Below are 14,138 nucleotides of genomic sequence, written 5' to 3'. Positions count from 1 at the left end.
CGGCTGAGCCGAGGGAAGGGGGCCTTCAGGCCTACGAGCCGCCGGTCTCCAGCATGGCCTTGATGTCGGCGACCGCGGCCCGCGCGGTCATCCCGACACCGATCAGCGTGGCCGACGCCGGCCCGGTCCAGTCGCCGTAGCCGAGAAGGTGCAGCCGGGGCTCGGCCACCACTCGGGTGCCTTCGGTGGGGATGCGGCCGCGGGTGGTCCGCAGCCGCAGCGACGCGAGATGGCTCAGCGCGGGGCGGAAGCCGGTGCACCAGATGACCGCGTCGGCGTGCCGCCGGGTGCCGTCTGTCCACACAGGACCTTCGCTGTCGAGTCGCGCGAACATCGGACGTGGCCGCAGCAGTCCGGCGTCACGCGCCTCGCGGACCGGTGGGACGGCGACGATGTCGCCGAGCCCGCCGACTCCGCCGGTGTCGGACTGGCCGGTTTCGAGGGCTTGGCGGCGGCGGGTGGCGACGTCGAAGAGGGCTTTGCCGTCGATGTGGTCGGGCAGGTAGCGGGGTGGGCGGCGGGTGACCAAGGTCAGGTTCGCCGTGCCGGCGAGGTCGGCGGCGATCTGGGCGCCGGAGTTGCCGCCGCCGACCACCACGACGTCCTGGCCCGCGAACTCCTCCGGACCGCGATAGTCCACGGTGTGCAGCTGGCGACCGGTGAATCCGCCGGGCATCAACGGCAGGAAGGGCCGCCACCAGGTGCCGGTGGCGCTGATGACTGCCTCGGCGCTCCACTCCCCCGTATCGGTGCTCACCGTGAATCGACCGCCGTCATGGGACACGTCGGTCACCGGCTCCGAGCGGCGGATCGGGAGTTCGTAGCGCTTCTCGTAGGCGGCGAGGTAGTCGACGACATGCTCGGCGGTCGGATACCCGGGCCCTGGGAAAGGCGGCATCGGCCACCCGGGCAGTGAACTGTGCTGTGCCGGGGAGAACAGCCGCAGCGAGTCCCAGCCGTGGATCCAGGCGCCGCCCGGCTCGGTCTGGGCGTCGAGGATGACGAAGTCCAGCCCGGCACGGCGCAGGTAGTAGCCCGCGGCGAGACCGGCCTGGCCACCGCCGATGACCACTACCCGCGCCGAACCGCTCATGCGGAGGGAGCCTTGGCGGTCCAACGCTTGCGCAGCCAGAGGCTGACGTAGACCAGGGCCACCAGCACCGGTACTTCGATCAGCGGGCCGACGACCCCGGCGAGCGCCTGCCCCGAGGTGACGCCGAAGACGCCGATGGCGACGGCGATCGCGAGTTCGAAGTTGTTGCCCGCGGCGGTGAACGCCAGCGTCGTGGTGCGCTCGTAGGAGAGACCGGAGGCCTTGCCCAGGAGGTAGCCGCCGATCCACATGACCGCGAAGTACACCAAGAGCGGCAACGCGATCCGGGCGACGTCGAGCGGGCGGGAGGTGATGTTGTCACCTTGCAGGGCGAACAGGATCACGATCGTGAACAGCAGGCCGTAGAGCGCGATCGGCCCGATCTTCGGAAGGAACTTGCCCTCGTACCAGTCGCGCCCCTTGCTCCGCTCCCCGATGCGGCGGGAAAGGTAGCCGGCGGCGAGCGGGATGCCGAGGAAGATGATCACGCTGAGCGCGATCTCCCACGGCGAGAAGTCCAGTGTCGTGGTGTCCAAGCCCAGCCAGCCGGGCAGCAGATCGAGATAGAACCAGCCGAGCACACCGAACATGATCACCTGGAAGACGGAGTTCAGCGCGACCAGCACCGCCGCGGCCTCGCGGTCACCGCAGGCGAGGTCGTTCCAGATGATCACCATCGCGATACACCGGGCGAGGCCGACGATGATCAGCCCGGTCCGGTACTCCGGCAAGTCCGGCAGCATCAGCCAGGCGAGCGCGAACATCAGCGCCGGACCGAGAATCCAGTTCAGCACCAAGGACAGCACCATCGTGCGCTTGTCCTTGGTCACGGTGTCGAGCTTGTCGTAGCGGACCTTCGCCAGCACCGGGTACATCATCAGCAGCAGACCGAGCGCGATCGGCAAGGAGACCTGCCCGATCTTCACCGCGTCGAGCACGCCCTGCAGGCCGGGGATCACGCTGCCCAGCAGGAGTCCTGCCCCCATGGCGACGATGATCCAGACCGGCAGGAAGCGGTCCAAAAAGGACAGTTTGTGCAGGACGTCGGTGTCGGTCTCTTCGGCGGTTCGGGTCACGGGGCTGGTCTCCAGAGGTCGGAAGCGAAGGTCAGGCGTCGAGGATTTCGGCGACCAGGCCACGGACGCGGCGGTCGATCTCGTCGCGGATCGGGCGGACGGCGTCGACACCCTGGCCCGCGGGATCCTCCAGCGGCCAATCCAGGTAGCGCTTGCCGGGGAACACCGGGCAGGTGTCACCACAGCCCATCGTGATCACCACATCGGACGCTTCGACGTCCTCCGTGGACAGCTTGCTCGGTACCTCGGCGGTGACGTCCAAACCCCACTCCGCGAGCGCCGCGGCGGCGGCCGGGTTCACCTTGTCCGCGGGTTCGGAACCCGCGGACCGGACGGCGATCCGGCCGAGCGAGTAGTGCTGCAACAGCGCGGCGGCCATCTGCGAGCGGCCGGCGTTGTGCACGCACACGAACAACACCTCGGGCTTGCGGGTCATACCAGTCCGCCTTTCTGCGGTGATCAGTCGATGAGTTCGTCGAGCAGGTGCCGGACGCGGCGGCCGATGTCGTCCCGGATCGACCGGACCACGCTCAGCGGCTGGTCCACCGGGTCGGCCACGTCCCAGTCCAGGTACCGCTTTCCCGGGTAGACCGGGCACGCGTCCCCGCAGCCCATCGTGACCACGACGTCGGCCGCGCGGACGACCTCGTCGGTCAACGGCTTGGGGTAGGCATCCGTGAGCTGGATGCCCAGCTCCGCCAGCGCCTCGGTGATGACCGGAGGGATCTCCCCGGCGGGCCGCGATCCGGCGGAGCGGACCATCACGTGCCCGAAGGCGTGATGGTCGAGCAGTGCCGCGGCCAGTTGGGAACGGCCGACGTTGTGCACGCACACGAACAGCACCTGGGGCGCGGTCACCAACGTGAGCCCGCCGACTTTGGCGAGGTCGACCAGCCGTAGCCGGGCGAACCGGGCGGTCAGCGCCGGAAGGTGGACCTTGACGGTCGCCGAGCGATCCAGCAGCCGGTACGTCTCCTCGACGCAGTGTTCGACCGTCTCCCGGCCGTACGTGCCGCGGAACCGATCGGCCAGCTCGTCGGTGATCCGGTCGAGCTGGTCCAGCGCCGCGCGGCCGGGCAAGCCCTCGGTCGCAGGGTTCATCACGTCTCCTCGGTCCGGGCGAGCTGGATTGAAGTATCTCGATCCAAATTGAAGAGCCTGGATCGAATTTTGTCAATTCAAGGGGTACGCTGGGCTCGTGACGAGCGAGAACGGACGCACCCGGAAGCCGGTCGCGGTGACCCTGCTGATGGCCGAACCCGCGGCGGTCGTCGATCCCGGGGACGCCGAGACGGCCGCGAAGCTGTTCAAGGCGCTGTCGGATCCCGTCCGGATCCGCTTGCTGTCGCTCGTGCGGCACTCCCCCGGAGGCGAGGCGTGTTTCTGCGACCTCGCCGAGGAGTTCGACATGCCCCAGCCCTCGCTCAGCCATCACCTGCGGGTGCTGGTCTCCGCCGGCATCCTCGAGCGGGAGCGGCGTGGCACCTGGAGCTGGTACACCGTCGTCCCCGAGCCGCTCGAAACGCTGGGGACCCTGCTCCGCTCGGGCGGACCGCTCGCCGACCGGCCCGCCCGGCTCACCAAGACTAGGTGCTGAACAACCGGTCCAGCGCCGAGCGGCTTTCTTCGGCCATGGCGCGATAGATCACCAGCCGCTGATCCTGATCCTGAAGCGGCGTCAGCACTTCGAAATGCAGGTCGAGCACGCCTGCCTCGGGATGCCGCAGCACCTTGCGCCCGCGGCCGTTGACCTTGACGTCACGTTCGGCCCACAGCCGCGCGAATTCCCCGTCGCTGGTGAATTCGGCGATGAGATCGGCCAAGGCCTGGTCGTCCGGATGCGCCGCCCAGGCGGCGCGCAGATGAGCGATCCCTTCCCGCACCACGCGTTCACGGTCCGCGTAGAACTCGCGCACCTCGGGATGCTTGAGGCACAACCACATCGCATTGCGCTGCGACGGCGGCAACGTGGCGAAGTCCACCAGCAGCCTCGCCATCTCGTCGTTCCAGGCCAGGATGTCGTAGCGGTGGTTCAGCAACATGGCGGGCAACGGCGACAGATCGGCGACCAGCCGGGCCAATGGCGGCGCCGCGGTGGTGGCGAGCTTGTCGGCGTTGCGGGGTCGCTGCCGGGCCAGGTCGAACAGGTAGACACGTTCGTCGGGGGCCAGGCGCAACGCGCGCGCCAGCGCTTCCACCACGTCCGCCGAGGGACGCAGCCCGCGTGCCTGTTCCAGCCGCACGATGTAGTCGATGCTGATCCCGGCCAATTCGGCGACCTCTTCGCGGCGCAGACCCGGGGTCCGCCGGGACCGGCGGCGTGACGGCAGGCCGAATTCGTCCGGGTCCAGGCGTTCACGCCGGGTCCGCAGGAACGCGGCCAGCTCCTGGGTCGTGTCCACGGTGGGGGTCGTCATGCCCGGTCCAACAGCGAGGGTGGGACCGGTGTTCCCAGGATGTCTCCTCCCTTAACCCCTGCTCGCGGCGGTCGCAGACTCGTCTTCGACAACGGATCACGAGTACAGGAGGACACGATGTCGCTCACCCTCGACACCTATCGGCTGCTGGGCCGGTCCGGGCTGCGGGTGTCCCCGCTGGCGCTGGGCGCGGCGACGTTCGGCACCGAATGGGGCTGGGGCGCCGGGCGGGACGAGGCGCGCGAACTGTTCGACACCTACGTCGAACGCGGCGGCAACTTCATCGACACGGCATCCACCTACACCGACGGCAGCTCCGAGCGGCTGCTGGGCGAATTCGCCCGTGACAACCGCGAAAGCCTCGTGCTGGCGACGAAATACACGACCCTGCGGCGTCCGGACGACCCGAATTCCGGGGGCGGCCAGCGAAAAAGCCTGTTCGCGTCGGTGGAATCCAGTCTGCGGCGGCTGAACACGGACTACATCGATCTGCTTTATCTGCACGTGTGGGATTTCACGACCCCGGTCGACGAGATCCTGCGCGGGATGGACGATCTGGTCCGGCAGGGCAAGCTTCTGTACGTGGCCATCTCCAACGCGCCGGCCTGGGAGGTTTCGCGGATGCAGGCGATCGCCGACCTGCGCGGCTGGTCGCCACTGGTCGCGCTGCAGATCGAGTACAACCTGATCGAGCGCACCGGGGAACGCGCCCTGATCCCCATGGCACGCGAGATGGGGTTGGGAGTGGTCCCCTGGTCACCGCTGGCGGGCGGCGTGCTCACCGGGAAGTACAGCCGGGACGACCTGACCGCGGTGCCGTCCGAGGACGGCACTCGCAAGAACTTCAACTTCGCCTTGGGCACGCTCACCGAACGCAACCTCGCCATCGTGGACGTGGTGAAGGAGGTCGCCGCGGAACTCGGCCGCACCCCCGCCCAGGTCGGGCTCGCCTGGACGTTGCAGAACCCGAGCGTGACGGCACCGATCATCGGCGCCCGCACACCAGCCCAACTGGAGGACAACCTCGGCGCGCTGGAGGTCGAGTTCACCGGCTCGCAACTGGCCCGCCTCGACGAGGCCAGCGCGATCGATCTCGGTTTCCCGCACGAACTGCTGTCCCGCGCCACGACGCTCGCGTTGACGCGCGGCGACATGACCATCGAACCGCGACGCTGGGTCCGGCGCCAAAGCGACGCAAGTAGTCGGCTAAATGCGGCCGGGCAACGCCTTCAGTTGCGGATGATCCTCCGTTCCGTGGCGACGGCGACCGCACCGGCACGGCTGTCGACGCCGAGTTTGTCGTAGATGTGGACCAGGTGTGTCTTCACCGTGGCTTCGGAGATGAACAGCCGCGCGGCGATCTGCCGGTTGATCAACCCCTCCGCCACCAACTGCACGATCTCGGTCTCACGGGGGCTCAACGCGGGGGCGGGAGCCCGCATATGCCCGAAGAGCCGGGCCGCGACCTGGGGTGCCAGCACGGTCTCCCCGCGCGCGGCCGCGTGAATGCCCTTGAAGAGGTCCTCGGGCGGTCCCGCCTTGAGCAGGTAGCCGGTGGCGCCGGCGGCCACCGCCCTGGTGATGTCCAGCTCGGCGTCGTAGGTGGTGAGCACCAGCACCTTCGGCGGCTCCGGCAGAGCGGTCAGGCGTTCGGTGGCGTTCACGCCGTCGGGGCCGTCGCCGAGTTGCAGGTCCATCAGCACGACGTCCGGTTTCTCCGCGGTGGCGAAGAGCACGGCCTCGTCGGCGCCCGCGCATTCGCCGATCACCTCGAATCCGGGCTCGCCCGCCAGCAGGGCGGCGATTCCCGCCCGCACCACCGGATGATCGTCGACGATCAGTACCCGGACGGTCATCGGAACTCCCTGGTGGGCACGGCGACGGCGAGCGCGGTGCCCTCTCCCGGCGCGCTCTCGACGACCATCTCACCACCGAGTTCGGCGAGCCGCTCGCTGATCATCCGCATACCGTTCCCCCGGTCGCCGCTCGCGCGAGTCGACGCCGGATCGAAGCCGACACCGTCGTCGCGGATGTCGAGGACGACCTTGTCGGCCAGGTAGGTCAGCGTGACGGCGGCCTTCGTCGCCTTGGCGTGCTCGCTGACGTTCGCCAGCGCGCCCTGTGCGACCCGGAGCAGAGCCGCCTCCACCGCGGGCGGCAGCGGATACGGGTCTCCGCTGGTCTCGAAGCGCACCGCGTGCATGGCGGCGAACATGATCTGCTCGGCGAGTTCCTTCAAGGTCTCGGCGAGATCCCCGGCGTCGAGCCGCGGTGACCCGAGGCCTCTGACGAACCGGCGCGCCTCGGCGAGGTTGTCCCCCGCCGCCTCGACGGCGCGGGACACATGGGCTTTCGCCAGCTCCGGGTCCGTGTCCCACGACCGCTCCGCCGCCTGCAACAGCATCCGCATACTCGAGAGCCCCTGTGCGAGGGAGTCGTGGATCTCTCGCGCCAGCCGCTCCCGTTCCTTCATCATCCCGGCCAGTCGCTGGCTCTGCGCGAGATCGACCCTGGCGCCCAGGAGTGCCTTGACGGCTTCACCCAGCTCCCTCCGGCCCCGGTCGAGTTGCAGGAAGGTCATCGTGGCCATCAGCGCGACCGCGACCGGCGCGAGCACGAGGCTCGGATCGAACCCGCTCGCGATCCTCAGCTGGGCGAGAATGGTCGCGGCGGTCAGCAGGACCACGACCGCGACCATCACCCGCGGGCGCAGCATCTGCAGGCAGACGAAGAACAACGGCACGGCGCACCAGGCGAAACTCGGCGCGGCCACCACCAGCGCGAGCCAGACCCCGATCACCGCCGTCAACCACACCGGACGCCACCGGCCCAGCGTTTCCCAGCTCAGTATCCCCGCCACGTACACCAGCGCGAGCGCGCCGGTGAGCACGAGGATCAACGGTGTGGCACCGCTCAAACCGTGCCCGGCGACGAACCTGGCCACCGACGCGGCGAGCAGCAGGAAGAACCCGGCATGCATCGCGGCGTTCAGCCGGGTGGCCGCGCCGAGGTGCGATTCCATTCGGTCCTCCCTTCGTCGTCGATGATCGTAAGCAGGGAGGCGGGGTGTTCCGCATCAATCGTTCGGTTGATGCCCCCACCGATCACTCGGCGTCCGATCGATGTCCACTCTCCCGATTCGCCGCGCCCCGCCGGACGGGAGAGTCGTAGGGGAAGGCAACACCCCCTCACCGCAAAGGAAATCCGATGAACGCCAAGCTCCCCCGCACTCGTCTCCTCCTCGGTATGACGGCCGGTCTCGCGACCGTCGCGCTGGCCACCGGCGTGGGCGCGGCGCAGGCACAGGACCGCAAGCCGCAGCCGCCCGCCCAGCAGGCCGTCGTGCAGACCAGCGTGCTCGGCGCCGACGCCGCCATCCGCGCCGCGCAGGCCGCGCTGGACGCCGCCGAGAAGGAGGGCCAGCGGGTCACCGTGGCGGTGGTGGACCGCTCGGGTGACGTGCGTGTGCTGCTCAAGGGCGATGGCGCCGGGCCGCAGACGGAAGAGTCCGCCAAGCGCAAGGCCTTCACCGCGGTCTCCTTCGGACAGCCGACGTCCGCGCTGGCCAAGAACGCCCGGGGTGACGGTCCGACCATCCGCGACATCCCGGGCACGCTCTTCCTCGGCGGGGGTGTGCCGGTCGCCGCGAACGGCGGCCCGATCGCCGGGATCGGCGTCGGCGGGGCGCCCAGCGGTGACCTCGACGAGCGCTTCGCCACGGCCGGGCTGCGCGCCATCGGGGAACTCCGCTGATGATCGGTGAGCGGGCGGTCGTGGCGTTGCTCGCCGCCCTCGTGCTCGGTGCCTGCTCCCCCCAGGCACCGAGCGCACCACCCCGGACGGCTCCGAGCACTGCCCCGCCGCCCGCCTCGTCCCAGCCGCCCCGGCAAGGAGTCCCCGTGAGCCAGCTTTTCGAAGCCGACGTGAACCGCGTACGGCAGGCCGTCGAGGCGGGCGCCGACCTGGAGACCCGCGTGACGATCGCGGCCGGACCCCGTTGCTCGTCGCGGTCACCGAAAACCGCGTCGACGTCGCCGAGGTCCTGGTGCGGGCGGGCGCCGACCCGGACGCGCTCGACGGACGGCACGACACGCCGTGGCTGGTCACCGGAGTCACCGGCAGCGTCCCGATGGCGAAGCTGCTGCTGGAGGCCAAACCGGATCTGACCATCACCAACCGGTACGGCGGCGTCTCGCTGATCCCCGCCTCCGAACGCGGGCACGCCGAGTACGTGCGGTTGGTGGCCGGCAGCGGGATCGACGTCGACCACGTGAACGATCTCGGCTGGACCGCGTTGCTGGAAGCGGTCATCCTCGGCGACGGCGGGCCGCGTCACCAGGAGGTGGTCCGAGCACTCGCCACCGCCGGGGCCGACGTGAACCTGGCCGACAAGGAGGGCGTCACTCCCCTCGCCCACGCCCGGTCCAAAGGCCAGGCGGGCGTTGTCCGGATCCTCACCGAAGCCGGGACGCACTGACCCATGCCGCCCTGGTTTCACGGACCACCACGGTGACCGCTGCTGATCCTGTGGCTACCGTGGCAAGGCGAAGCCCGAGAGCCGCACAGTGTGAGGTAGTGGCTCGTCGATGAAGGAACCGGGACACTCGATGTCCCAATTCCTTCATCGACGTGGCCAGGCGCAGGCACACAATCGAAGGCCCACCGCCGGCAGCGACCTCACAACCGGCGGGCGTGTCTCGTCGTACCCGGGACAACGCACGAGACCCAGGGGGCGACTTCCCATGACCGAACGCACGCAAGGCCCGCTCGACCCGGCGTTGAAGGCGATAGTGAGTGAGCGGCGTCAGCTGATCGGCCTCGCGTATCGCCTGGTCGGTTCGCTTTCCGAGGCCGAGGACGTGGTGCAGGAGACCTACACCCGCTGGTACGCCTTGTCCCCGGCACAGCGGGAAGCGATCGACTCCCCCGGCGCCTGGCTGACCACCGTCGCCGGCCGCATCTGCCTGGACCTCCTCGGTTCGGCCCGCAAGCGGCGGGAACGCTACGTCGGCGAGTGGCTGCCCGAGCCGGTGCCGGGACATGTCGAGTGGACGACCCTGCGCCCGCCCACCGACGATCCGGCCGATCGGATCACTCTCGACGAGTCGATCAACATGGCGTTTCTCGTCGTGCTCGAGTCGCTGACACCGGCCGAGCGGGTCGCGTTCGTCCTGCACGACGTCTTCCGCTATCCCTTCGCCGAGGTCGCGGCGATCGTCGGCCGCAGCCCGGCCGCCTGCCGTCAGCTGGCGACCTCCGCCCGCCGCCGCATCCGCGCGTCGCGGCTCGTGCCCGCTCCGGTCGCCCGGCAGGCGGACCTCGTCAAGGAGTTCAAGAAGGCGTGGGAGGCCAAGGACATCGAAGCCCTCATCGGTCTCCTCGATCCGGACGTCAAGGCGGCCAGTGACGGCGGAGGTGTCGTCAGGGCCGCGCTGCACCCGTTCGAAGGGCGCGAGGAGGTCGCGTCCTATCTCCTCACGGTGGCGCACCTGACGTCCGGCCTCGACCTGGTGGAGCGGGAGGTCAACGGGCTGCCCGGCCTCGTCCTCCAGCAGGCCGGGCAGACCGTCGCCGTCTTCGCGTTCCACGTCGCCGAAGACCGCATCCAGCGGATCTGGGGGATGCGGAACCCGGAGAAACTCCGGCCGTGGGCCGACGCCTGACCGCTACGCCGCGAGGGCGCCGAGTTGCCGCAGCTGGGTGAGGACGTCGACGACGCCCCAGATCTCGGCGACCCGCCCTCCGGCGAAGCGGAGGATGAAGATCTCGCTGTAGGAAACCGGCTTCCCGGTGGCGGGCATTCCCCGGTATTCGCCCTCATGGGTGCCGGTGACAGTGTTCCGGCAGACGATCTTGTCGCCGTCGGCGAGCACGTCCTCGGCAGTGACCCGCAGGTCGGGAAACGCGCGAAGCAGCACCGTCCACACCTGTTTCAGCGCCTGCGCCCCCGTCGTCTCCATCGGCACCGGCGCGTGGAACACCACGTCCGGCGCGACGACCTCGTCGATCATCTTCTCGATGACGTCGTAGCTGCCACTGTTCGTCGCGTCGTGGAAGCGGTCGAACGCCGCCCGGTTGCGTGCCGTCTCGGTGCTCGTCATGCGAACTGCCCGACCCGGTAGTCGCCGCCGGGGTTCTGGATGATGGCGTTCATCCGGTTGAAGGCGTTGATCAGCGAGATCACGCCCACCAGGGCGGCGAGCTGGTCCTCGTCGAAGTGCTTGGCGGCGTTCGCCCACGCCTCATCGGTGACGACGCCGCCGTCGGCCATCCGGCAGGCCTGCTCGGTCACCTCCAGGGCGGCACGCTCGGCCTCGGTGAAGCAGTTCGCCTCCCGCCACACGGCGACCAGGTTGATCCGCACGTCCGTCTCACCCGCGGCGGCGGCCTCCTTGGTGTGGATGTCCAGGCACACCGCGCATCCGTTGATCTGGCTCGCGCGCATCCGTACCAGTTCCTGGATCGTGAGCGACAGCGGCGAGTCGACCAGCCCCTTGTTCGCCGAGACGAGAGCCTTCACGAACTTTCCGCCGACCTGGTTGCCGAAGTAGTCGAGCCTGGCGTTCATCGCGATCTCCTTGCGTTGGTGGATGTTCCTGTCCAACCGACGAGGCAGCCGCGCGGAATGTGAGGCCGGGCCCGAAAACACGTGTGGAGGGCGGACCTGGAACGGTCTCACCCTCCACACGGGATACAGCCGGTCATCGCAGCACCGCCGGTTCACCTCCGCCGGTCTCGCTCGGCTCGGGCTTCGGGACGCGCAGGGTGGCCATGGCCAGGAAGCCACCGGCGACCGCGATTCCCGCCGCCCCGAGGAACGCGGCCGAGTAACCTCCGGTCAGCGCGACCGGGTCCCCGATCCGCCCCGCGCCGGACGACACGCCGACCGCGGTCATCGCGGCGAGGCCGAGCGCCGAACCGATCTGGTACGAGGTGTTCACGATCCCCGACGCCAGTCCGCCTTCCTCCGGTTTCGCGCTGGAGATGGCCGTGCCGAGCGACGGGATGAACGCGAGCGCCTGGCCGAGTGCCGCGACCAGCGACGCGGGCAGGACGTCTACGACGAAATTGCCCGTCGGGCTGACGAACGACAGCCAGACCAGACCCGCGGCGAGTGCCCACAGGCCACCGATGATCATCTTCTTCGGCCCGAACCGGCCGATCAGCCGGGGCGCGACCGCGACCATCAGCACGACGATCAGCACGGTCATCGGCAGCAGCGCGGCACCGCTGGCGAAGGCGCCGTATCCCAGGACCTGTTGCAGGTACAGGTTGAGGAAGTACCACATCGGGATCCACGCCGCGCCGAGCAGGAACTGCGCGAGGTTCGCGCCGCCGAGGTTCGGCGTCCGGAAGATTCCCAGCCGTACCAACGGAACCTCACGCCTGCGCTGGATCAGCACGAACACCGCGAGCAGGGCGACCCCGCCCACCAGCGCGCCCCACGTGCCCGTCGAGTCCCAGCCCGCTTCCGGTGCCCGGACGACACCGAACACGGTCAGCCCGAGGCCTGCGGTCGCCGCGATGGCACCGGCGATGTCGACCGAGCCACGCCGTGCGGGCGCGGACGGCATCAGCTTGCCGGTCGCCAGCACGGCGATGAGCGAAATCGGGACGTAGAGCCAGAAGATCCACGGCCACGACAGCCATTCGGTGATCACGCCACCGAGGAACACCCCGGCGGTGCCACCGGCGGGCGCGGCCGCGCCGTAGAGCGCGAGCGCCTTGGTCAGCTCACGGGGTCGCGCGCCGAACAGCATCATCAGCAGGGTCAGCGCGGACGGCGCGATCAGCGCCGCTCCCGCGCCTTGCAGTACCCGGCCGAGCAGTTCGACCCACGCGGTGCCCGCGACCGCGGCGACCACGGAACCGCCGAGGGTGACGGCCCAGCCGGCGGTGAACATCTTCCGCGCGCCGAACAGGTCCGAGAGGCGTCCGCCGAGCAGCAGGAGCCCGGCGAGCGCGATGACGTAGGCGTTGAACACCCACGACAGGTCCCCCGGGGAGAACCCGAGGTCCTGCTGCATGGCGGGTAGTGCGACGCCGATGATCGAAGTGTCCATGATGACCATGAACTGGGCCAGTGCGATGAGTCCCAGCGCCCACCACCGTCGTGGGTCCGGGGTTGTCTCCGCCATGACGACCGTCCTTTCGAGAACTTGATACCCCTAGGGGGTATCTGACGGAGACGAAGTTATGCCCGGCGCCTCACTCGGCGCAAGTACCCCTAAGGGGTATCTATGTAGCGCTGGTCACAGCCGCTCCGCGACCCGCTCGACCTTGCCGACCAGGAGGACGTAGGACAGGATCCCGGCGATCGTGATCACGGTCATGTAGGCGAACCCGGGCGCGAAGCTGTCGTCGGTGACGATCAGGCCGATGACGATCGGGGTCGCGATCGAGGACAGGTTCCCGATGAAGTTGAACATGCCACCGGTCAGCCCGAGCAGCCGTCGCGGGGCCAGCGCCGAGACCAGCGACCAGGTGATCGACGCGAGCCCGTTGCCGAAGAAGGCGATCGACAGGATGACGATGACCAGCGTCGTCGAGTCGGTGAAGCCAGCGGCGACCATCACGGTGCTCAGCAGCAGACCCGCGATGATCGGCCCCTTCCTCGCCACCCCGAGCGAAGCACCGCGGCGCACCAGGAAATCCGACAGGACCCCGGAAGCCAGCACACCGACCAGCGCCGCGATGAACGGCAGTGACGCCAGGAAGCCGGATTTGATGTAGTCCATTTCCCGGTATTCGACGAGATACGTGGGGAACCAGGTGAGGAAGAACCAGAGTGTCGAGGTCAGGCAGAACTGTCCGAAGTAGATTCCCCACAGCTTCCGGCTGCCCAGCACCGTCGCCAGATCCGCGCGGGTGATCCGCGCCCGCTCCGGCCGTTCACGCGGCAGATCCACCAGGCCGCCGCCGGTGCGGATCAGCTCGACCTCGGCCTCGTTGGCCCGCGAGTCGCGCGGCTCCCGGTACTTCGCGTACCAGAGCGCTGCCCAGAGGATGCCGACCAGACCGGTGGCGATGAACACCCAGTGCCACGAAAGCACGGTTTGCAGCCAGGACAGCACGGGAGTCAGCAGCGCGAGACCGATGAACTGGCCCGAGGTGTAGAAACCGATGGCCGTGGCGCGTTCGCGTTCCGGGAACCAGACGGTCGCGATCTTGCTGTTGATCGGATAGGCGGGCGCCTCGAAGACGCCGACCATCAGCCGCAACGCGATCAGCGCCACGAATCCGCCGATGATCCCCATGAAGAACGTCGCGAGCGACCACAGGATCAGGCACGCCGGGTAGAGCAACCGCGGCGGGATCTTGTCGACCAGCCAGCCGCCGGGCAGCTGCAACGCGGCGTAGGTCCAGCCGAAGGCCGACAGCAGCAGGCCCTGTTCCGCTTTGGTCAGCTCGAGTTCGCCGGCGATCGCGGGCATCGCGATCGACAGGTTCGAGCGGTCGAGGTAGTTGATGACGACGGTGACGAACAACATCACCGCGATGAGCACCCGGAACCGGGTCGGGCGCACAGTGGTCTGGACGGAAGTCGTCATC

Annotated in this window: 16 protein-coding genes; 5 read left to right on the top strand and 11 right to left on the bottom strand. The window is 69.1% G+C overall.

Annotation, left to right across the window (positions count from 1 at the left end):
• Positions 1-31: 31 nt before the first annotated feature.
• The 4 genes from ACXIZN_RS06125 to ACXIZN_RS06110 are packed head-to-tail and all read right to left on the bottom strand — an operon-like array spanning position 32 to position 3,270.
• On the bottom strand, positions 32-1,093 hold the full coding sequence (locus ACXIZN_RS06125; RefSeq protein ID WP_457953010.1) for an ArsO family NAD(P)H-dependent flavin-containing monooxygenase: 1,062 nt from the start codon (positions 1,091-1,093) through the stop codon (positions 32-34).
• Complete coding sequence (arsB, locus tag ACXIZN_RS06120; protein ID WP_457953009.1) at positions 1,090-2,169, bottom strand: ACR3 family arsenite efflux transporter; 1,080 nt, start codon at positions 2,167-2,169, stop codon at positions 1,090-1,092. Before arsB ends, ACXIZN_RS06125 begins: the two co-directional genes overlap by 4 nt.
• A 31-nt stretch (positions 2,170-2,200) precedes the next feature.
• Positions 2,201-2,605: an arsenate-mycothiol transferase ArsC gene (locus ACXIZN_RS06115; protein WP_126737062.1), complete on the bottom strand. Its 405-nt coding sequence runs from the start codon at positions 2,603-2,605 to the stop codon at positions 2,201-2,203.
• A gap of 23 nt (positions 2,606-2,628) precedes the next feature.
• Complete coding sequence (locus tag ACXIZN_RS06110) at positions 2,629-3,270, bottom strand: arsenate-mycothiol transferase ArsC (protein WP_457953008.1); 642 nt, start codon at positions 3,268-3,270, stop codon at positions 2,629-2,631.
• Positions 3,271-3,367: 97 nt separating this feature from the next.
• Here ACXIZN_RS06110 and ACXIZN_RS06105 point away from each other — a divergent pair, with 97 nt between their 5' ends.
• On the top strand, positions 3,368-3,766 hold the full coding sequence (locus ACXIZN_RS06105) for an ArsR/SmtB family transcription factor (protein ID WP_457953007.1): 399 nt from the start codon (positions 3,368-3,370) through the stop codon (positions 3,764-3,766).
• On the opposite strand, the gene ACXIZN_RS06100 is transcribed toward ACXIZN_RS06105, so the two are convergent.
• The gene (locus ACXIZN_RS06100; RefSeq protein WP_457953006.1) at positions 3,756-4,586 is read right to left on the bottom strand and encodes a helix-turn-helix transcriptional regulator; all 831 of its coding nucleotides are present in this window, start codon (positions 4,584-4,586) and stop codon (positions 3,756-3,758) included. The genes ACXIZN_RS06105 and ACXIZN_RS06100 overlap by 11 nt on opposite strands.
• 117 nt (positions 4,587-4,703) lie before the next feature.
• Between ACXIZN_RS06100 and ACXIZN_RS06095 the strand changes: the two genes are divergently transcribed.
• On the top strand, positions 4,704-5,891 hold the full coding sequence (locus ACXIZN_RS06095) for an aldo/keto reductase (protein ID WP_457953005.1): 1,188 nt from the start codon (positions 4,704-4,706) through the stop codon (positions 5,889-5,891).
• Here the strand turns inward: ACXIZN_RS06095 and ACXIZN_RS06090 are convergent.
• Together ACXIZN_RS06090 and ACXIZN_RS06085 are read right to left on the bottom strand one after the other, a co-directional pair.
• Positions 5,816-6,442, bottom strand: a complete 627-nt coding sequence (locus ACXIZN_RS06090; RefSeq protein ID WP_126737064.1) for a response regulator — start codon at positions 6,440-6,442, stop codon at positions 5,816-5,818. The genes ACXIZN_RS06095 and ACXIZN_RS06090 overlap by 76 nt on opposite strands.
• Complete coding sequence (locus ACXIZN_RS06085) at positions 6,439-7,608, bottom strand: sensor histidine kinase (protein WP_457953004.1); 1,170 nt, start codon at positions 7,606-7,608, stop codon at positions 6,439-6,441. The genes ACXIZN_RS06090 and ACXIZN_RS06085 overlap by 4 nt, the downstream gene beginning before the upstream one ends.
• 185 nt (positions 7,609-7,793) lie before the next feature.
• On the opposite strand from ACXIZN_RS06085, the gene ACXIZN_RS06080 reads away from it, so the two are divergent.
• The 3 genes from ACXIZN_RS06080 to sigJ all read left to right on the top strand — a co-directional run bounded on the left by ACXIZN_RS06080 (position 7,794) and on the right by sigJ (position 10,249).
• Positions 7,794-8,339, top strand: a complete 546-nt coding sequence (locus ACXIZN_RS06080) for a GlcG/HbpS family heme-binding protein (RefSeq protein ID WP_457953003.1) — start codon at positions 7,794-7,796, stop codon at positions 8,337-8,339.
• A 244-nt stretch (positions 8,340-8,583) separates the two neighbouring features.
• The gene (locus tag ACXIZN_RS06075) at positions 8,584-9,063 is read left to right on the top strand and encodes an ankyrin repeat domain-containing protein (RefSeq protein WP_457953002.1); all 480 of its coding nucleotides are present in this window, start codon (positions 8,584-8,586) and stop codon (positions 9,061-9,063) included.
• Between the two features lie 265 nt (positions 9,064-9,328).
• The gene (sigJ, locus tag ACXIZN_RS06070) at positions 9,329-10,249 is read left to right on the top strand and encodes an RNA polymerase sigma factor SigJ (RefSeq protein ID WP_457953001.1); all 921 of its coding nucleotides are present in this window, start codon (positions 9,329-9,331) and stop codon (positions 10,247-10,249) included.
• Between the two features lie 3 nt (positions 10,250-10,252).
• On the opposite strand, the gene ACXIZN_RS06065 is transcribed toward sigJ, so the two are convergent.
• The 4 genes from ACXIZN_RS06065 to ACXIZN_RS06050 form a co-directional block, all read right to left on the bottom strand.
• Positions 10,253-10,687 carry an ester cyclase gene (locus ACXIZN_RS06065; protein ID WP_457953000.1) on the bottom strand — a complete coding sequence of 145 codons (435 nt, stop codon included), beginning with the start codon at positions 10,685-10,687 and terminating at the stop codon, positions 10,253-10,255.
• Entirely contained in the window at positions 10,684-11,154 is a 471-nt protein-coding gene (locus ACXIZN_RS06060; protein ID WP_457952999.1) for a carboxymuconolactone decarboxylase family protein, read from the bottom strand. Before ACXIZN_RS06060 ends, ACXIZN_RS06065 begins: the two co-directional genes overlap by 4 nt.
• Positions 11,155-11,287: 133 nt before the next feature.
• Positions 11,288-12,724, bottom strand: a complete 1,437-nt coding sequence (locus tag ACXIZN_RS06055) for an MFS transporter (RefSeq protein WP_457952998.1) — start codon at positions 12,722-12,724, stop codon at positions 11,288-11,290.
• 114 nt (positions 12,725-12,838) lie between these two features.
• On the bottom strand, positions 12,839-14,137 hold the full coding sequence (locus tag ACXIZN_RS06050) for an MFS transporter (RefSeq protein WP_457952997.1): 1,299 nt from the start codon (positions 14,135-14,137) through the stop codon (positions 12,839-12,841).
• Between the last annotated feature and the right edge of the window lies 1 nt (position 14,138).

The sequence above is a fragment of the Amycolatopsis sp. TRM77291 genome, from assembly GCF_054166285.1.
The sequence above is the reverse complement of the archived record's forward strand: the minus strand, read 5'-3'. Positions and strand labels throughout refer to the sequence as shown.

Excerpts from the sequence above, each read along its gene's own strand:
- ACXIZN_RS06110 (WP_457953008.1), bottom strand. The coding sequence starts at position 3,270 with ATGAACCCTGCGACCGAGGGCTTGCCCGGCCGCGCGGCGCTGGACCAG.
- ACXIZN_RS06095 (WP_457953005.1), top strand. The coding sequence starts at position 4,704 with ATGTCGCTCACCCTCGACACCTATCGGCTGCTGGGCCGGTCCGGGCTG.
- ACXIZN_RS06060 (WP_457952999.1), bottom strand. The coding sequence starts at position 11,154 with ATGAACGCCAGGCTCGACTACTTCGGCAACCAGGTCGGCGGAAAGTTC.
- ACXIZN_RS06100 (WP_457953006.1), bottom strand. The coding sequence starts at position 4,586 with ATGACGACCCCCACCGTGGACACGACCCAGGAGCTGGCCGCGTTCCTG.
- ACXIZN_RS06050 (WP_457952997.1), bottom strand. The coding sequence starts at position 14,137 with ATGACGACTTCCGTCCAGACCACTGTGCGCCCGACCCGGTTCCGGGTG.
- ACXIZN_RS06125 (WP_457953010.1), bottom strand. The coding sequence starts at position 1,093 with ATGAGCGGTTCGGCGCGGGTAGTGGTCATCGGCGGTGGCCAGGCCGGT.
- ACXIZN_RS06080 (WP_457953003.1), top strand. The coding sequence starts at position 7,794 with ATGAACGCCAAGCTCCCCCGCACTCGTCTCCTCCTCGGTATGACGGCC.
- ACXIZN_RS06115 (WP_126737062.1), bottom strand. The coding sequence starts at position 2,605 with ATGACCCGCAAGCCCGAGGTGTTGTTCGTGTGCGTGCACAACGCCGGC.
- ACXIZN_RS06055 (WP_457952998.1), bottom strand. The coding sequence starts at position 12,724 with ATGGCGGAGACAACCCCGGACCCACGACGGTGGTGGGCGCTGGGACTC.
- sigJ (WP_457953001.1), top strand. The coding sequence starts at position 9,329 with ATGACCGAACGCACGCAAGGCCCGCTCGACCCGGCGTTGAAGGCGATA.
- ACXIZN_RS06085 (WP_457953004.1), bottom strand. The coding sequence starts at position 7,608 with ATGGAATCGCACCTCGGCGCGGCCACCCGGCTGAACGCCGCGATGCAT.
- ACXIZN_RS06090 (WP_126737064.1), bottom strand. The coding sequence starts at position 6,442 with ATGACCGTCCGGGTACTGATCGTCGACGATCATCCGGTGGTGCGGGCG.
- ACXIZN_RS06065 (WP_457953000.1), bottom strand. The coding sequence starts at position 10,687 with ATGACGAGCACCGAGACGGCACGCAACCGGGCGGCGTTCGACCGCTTC.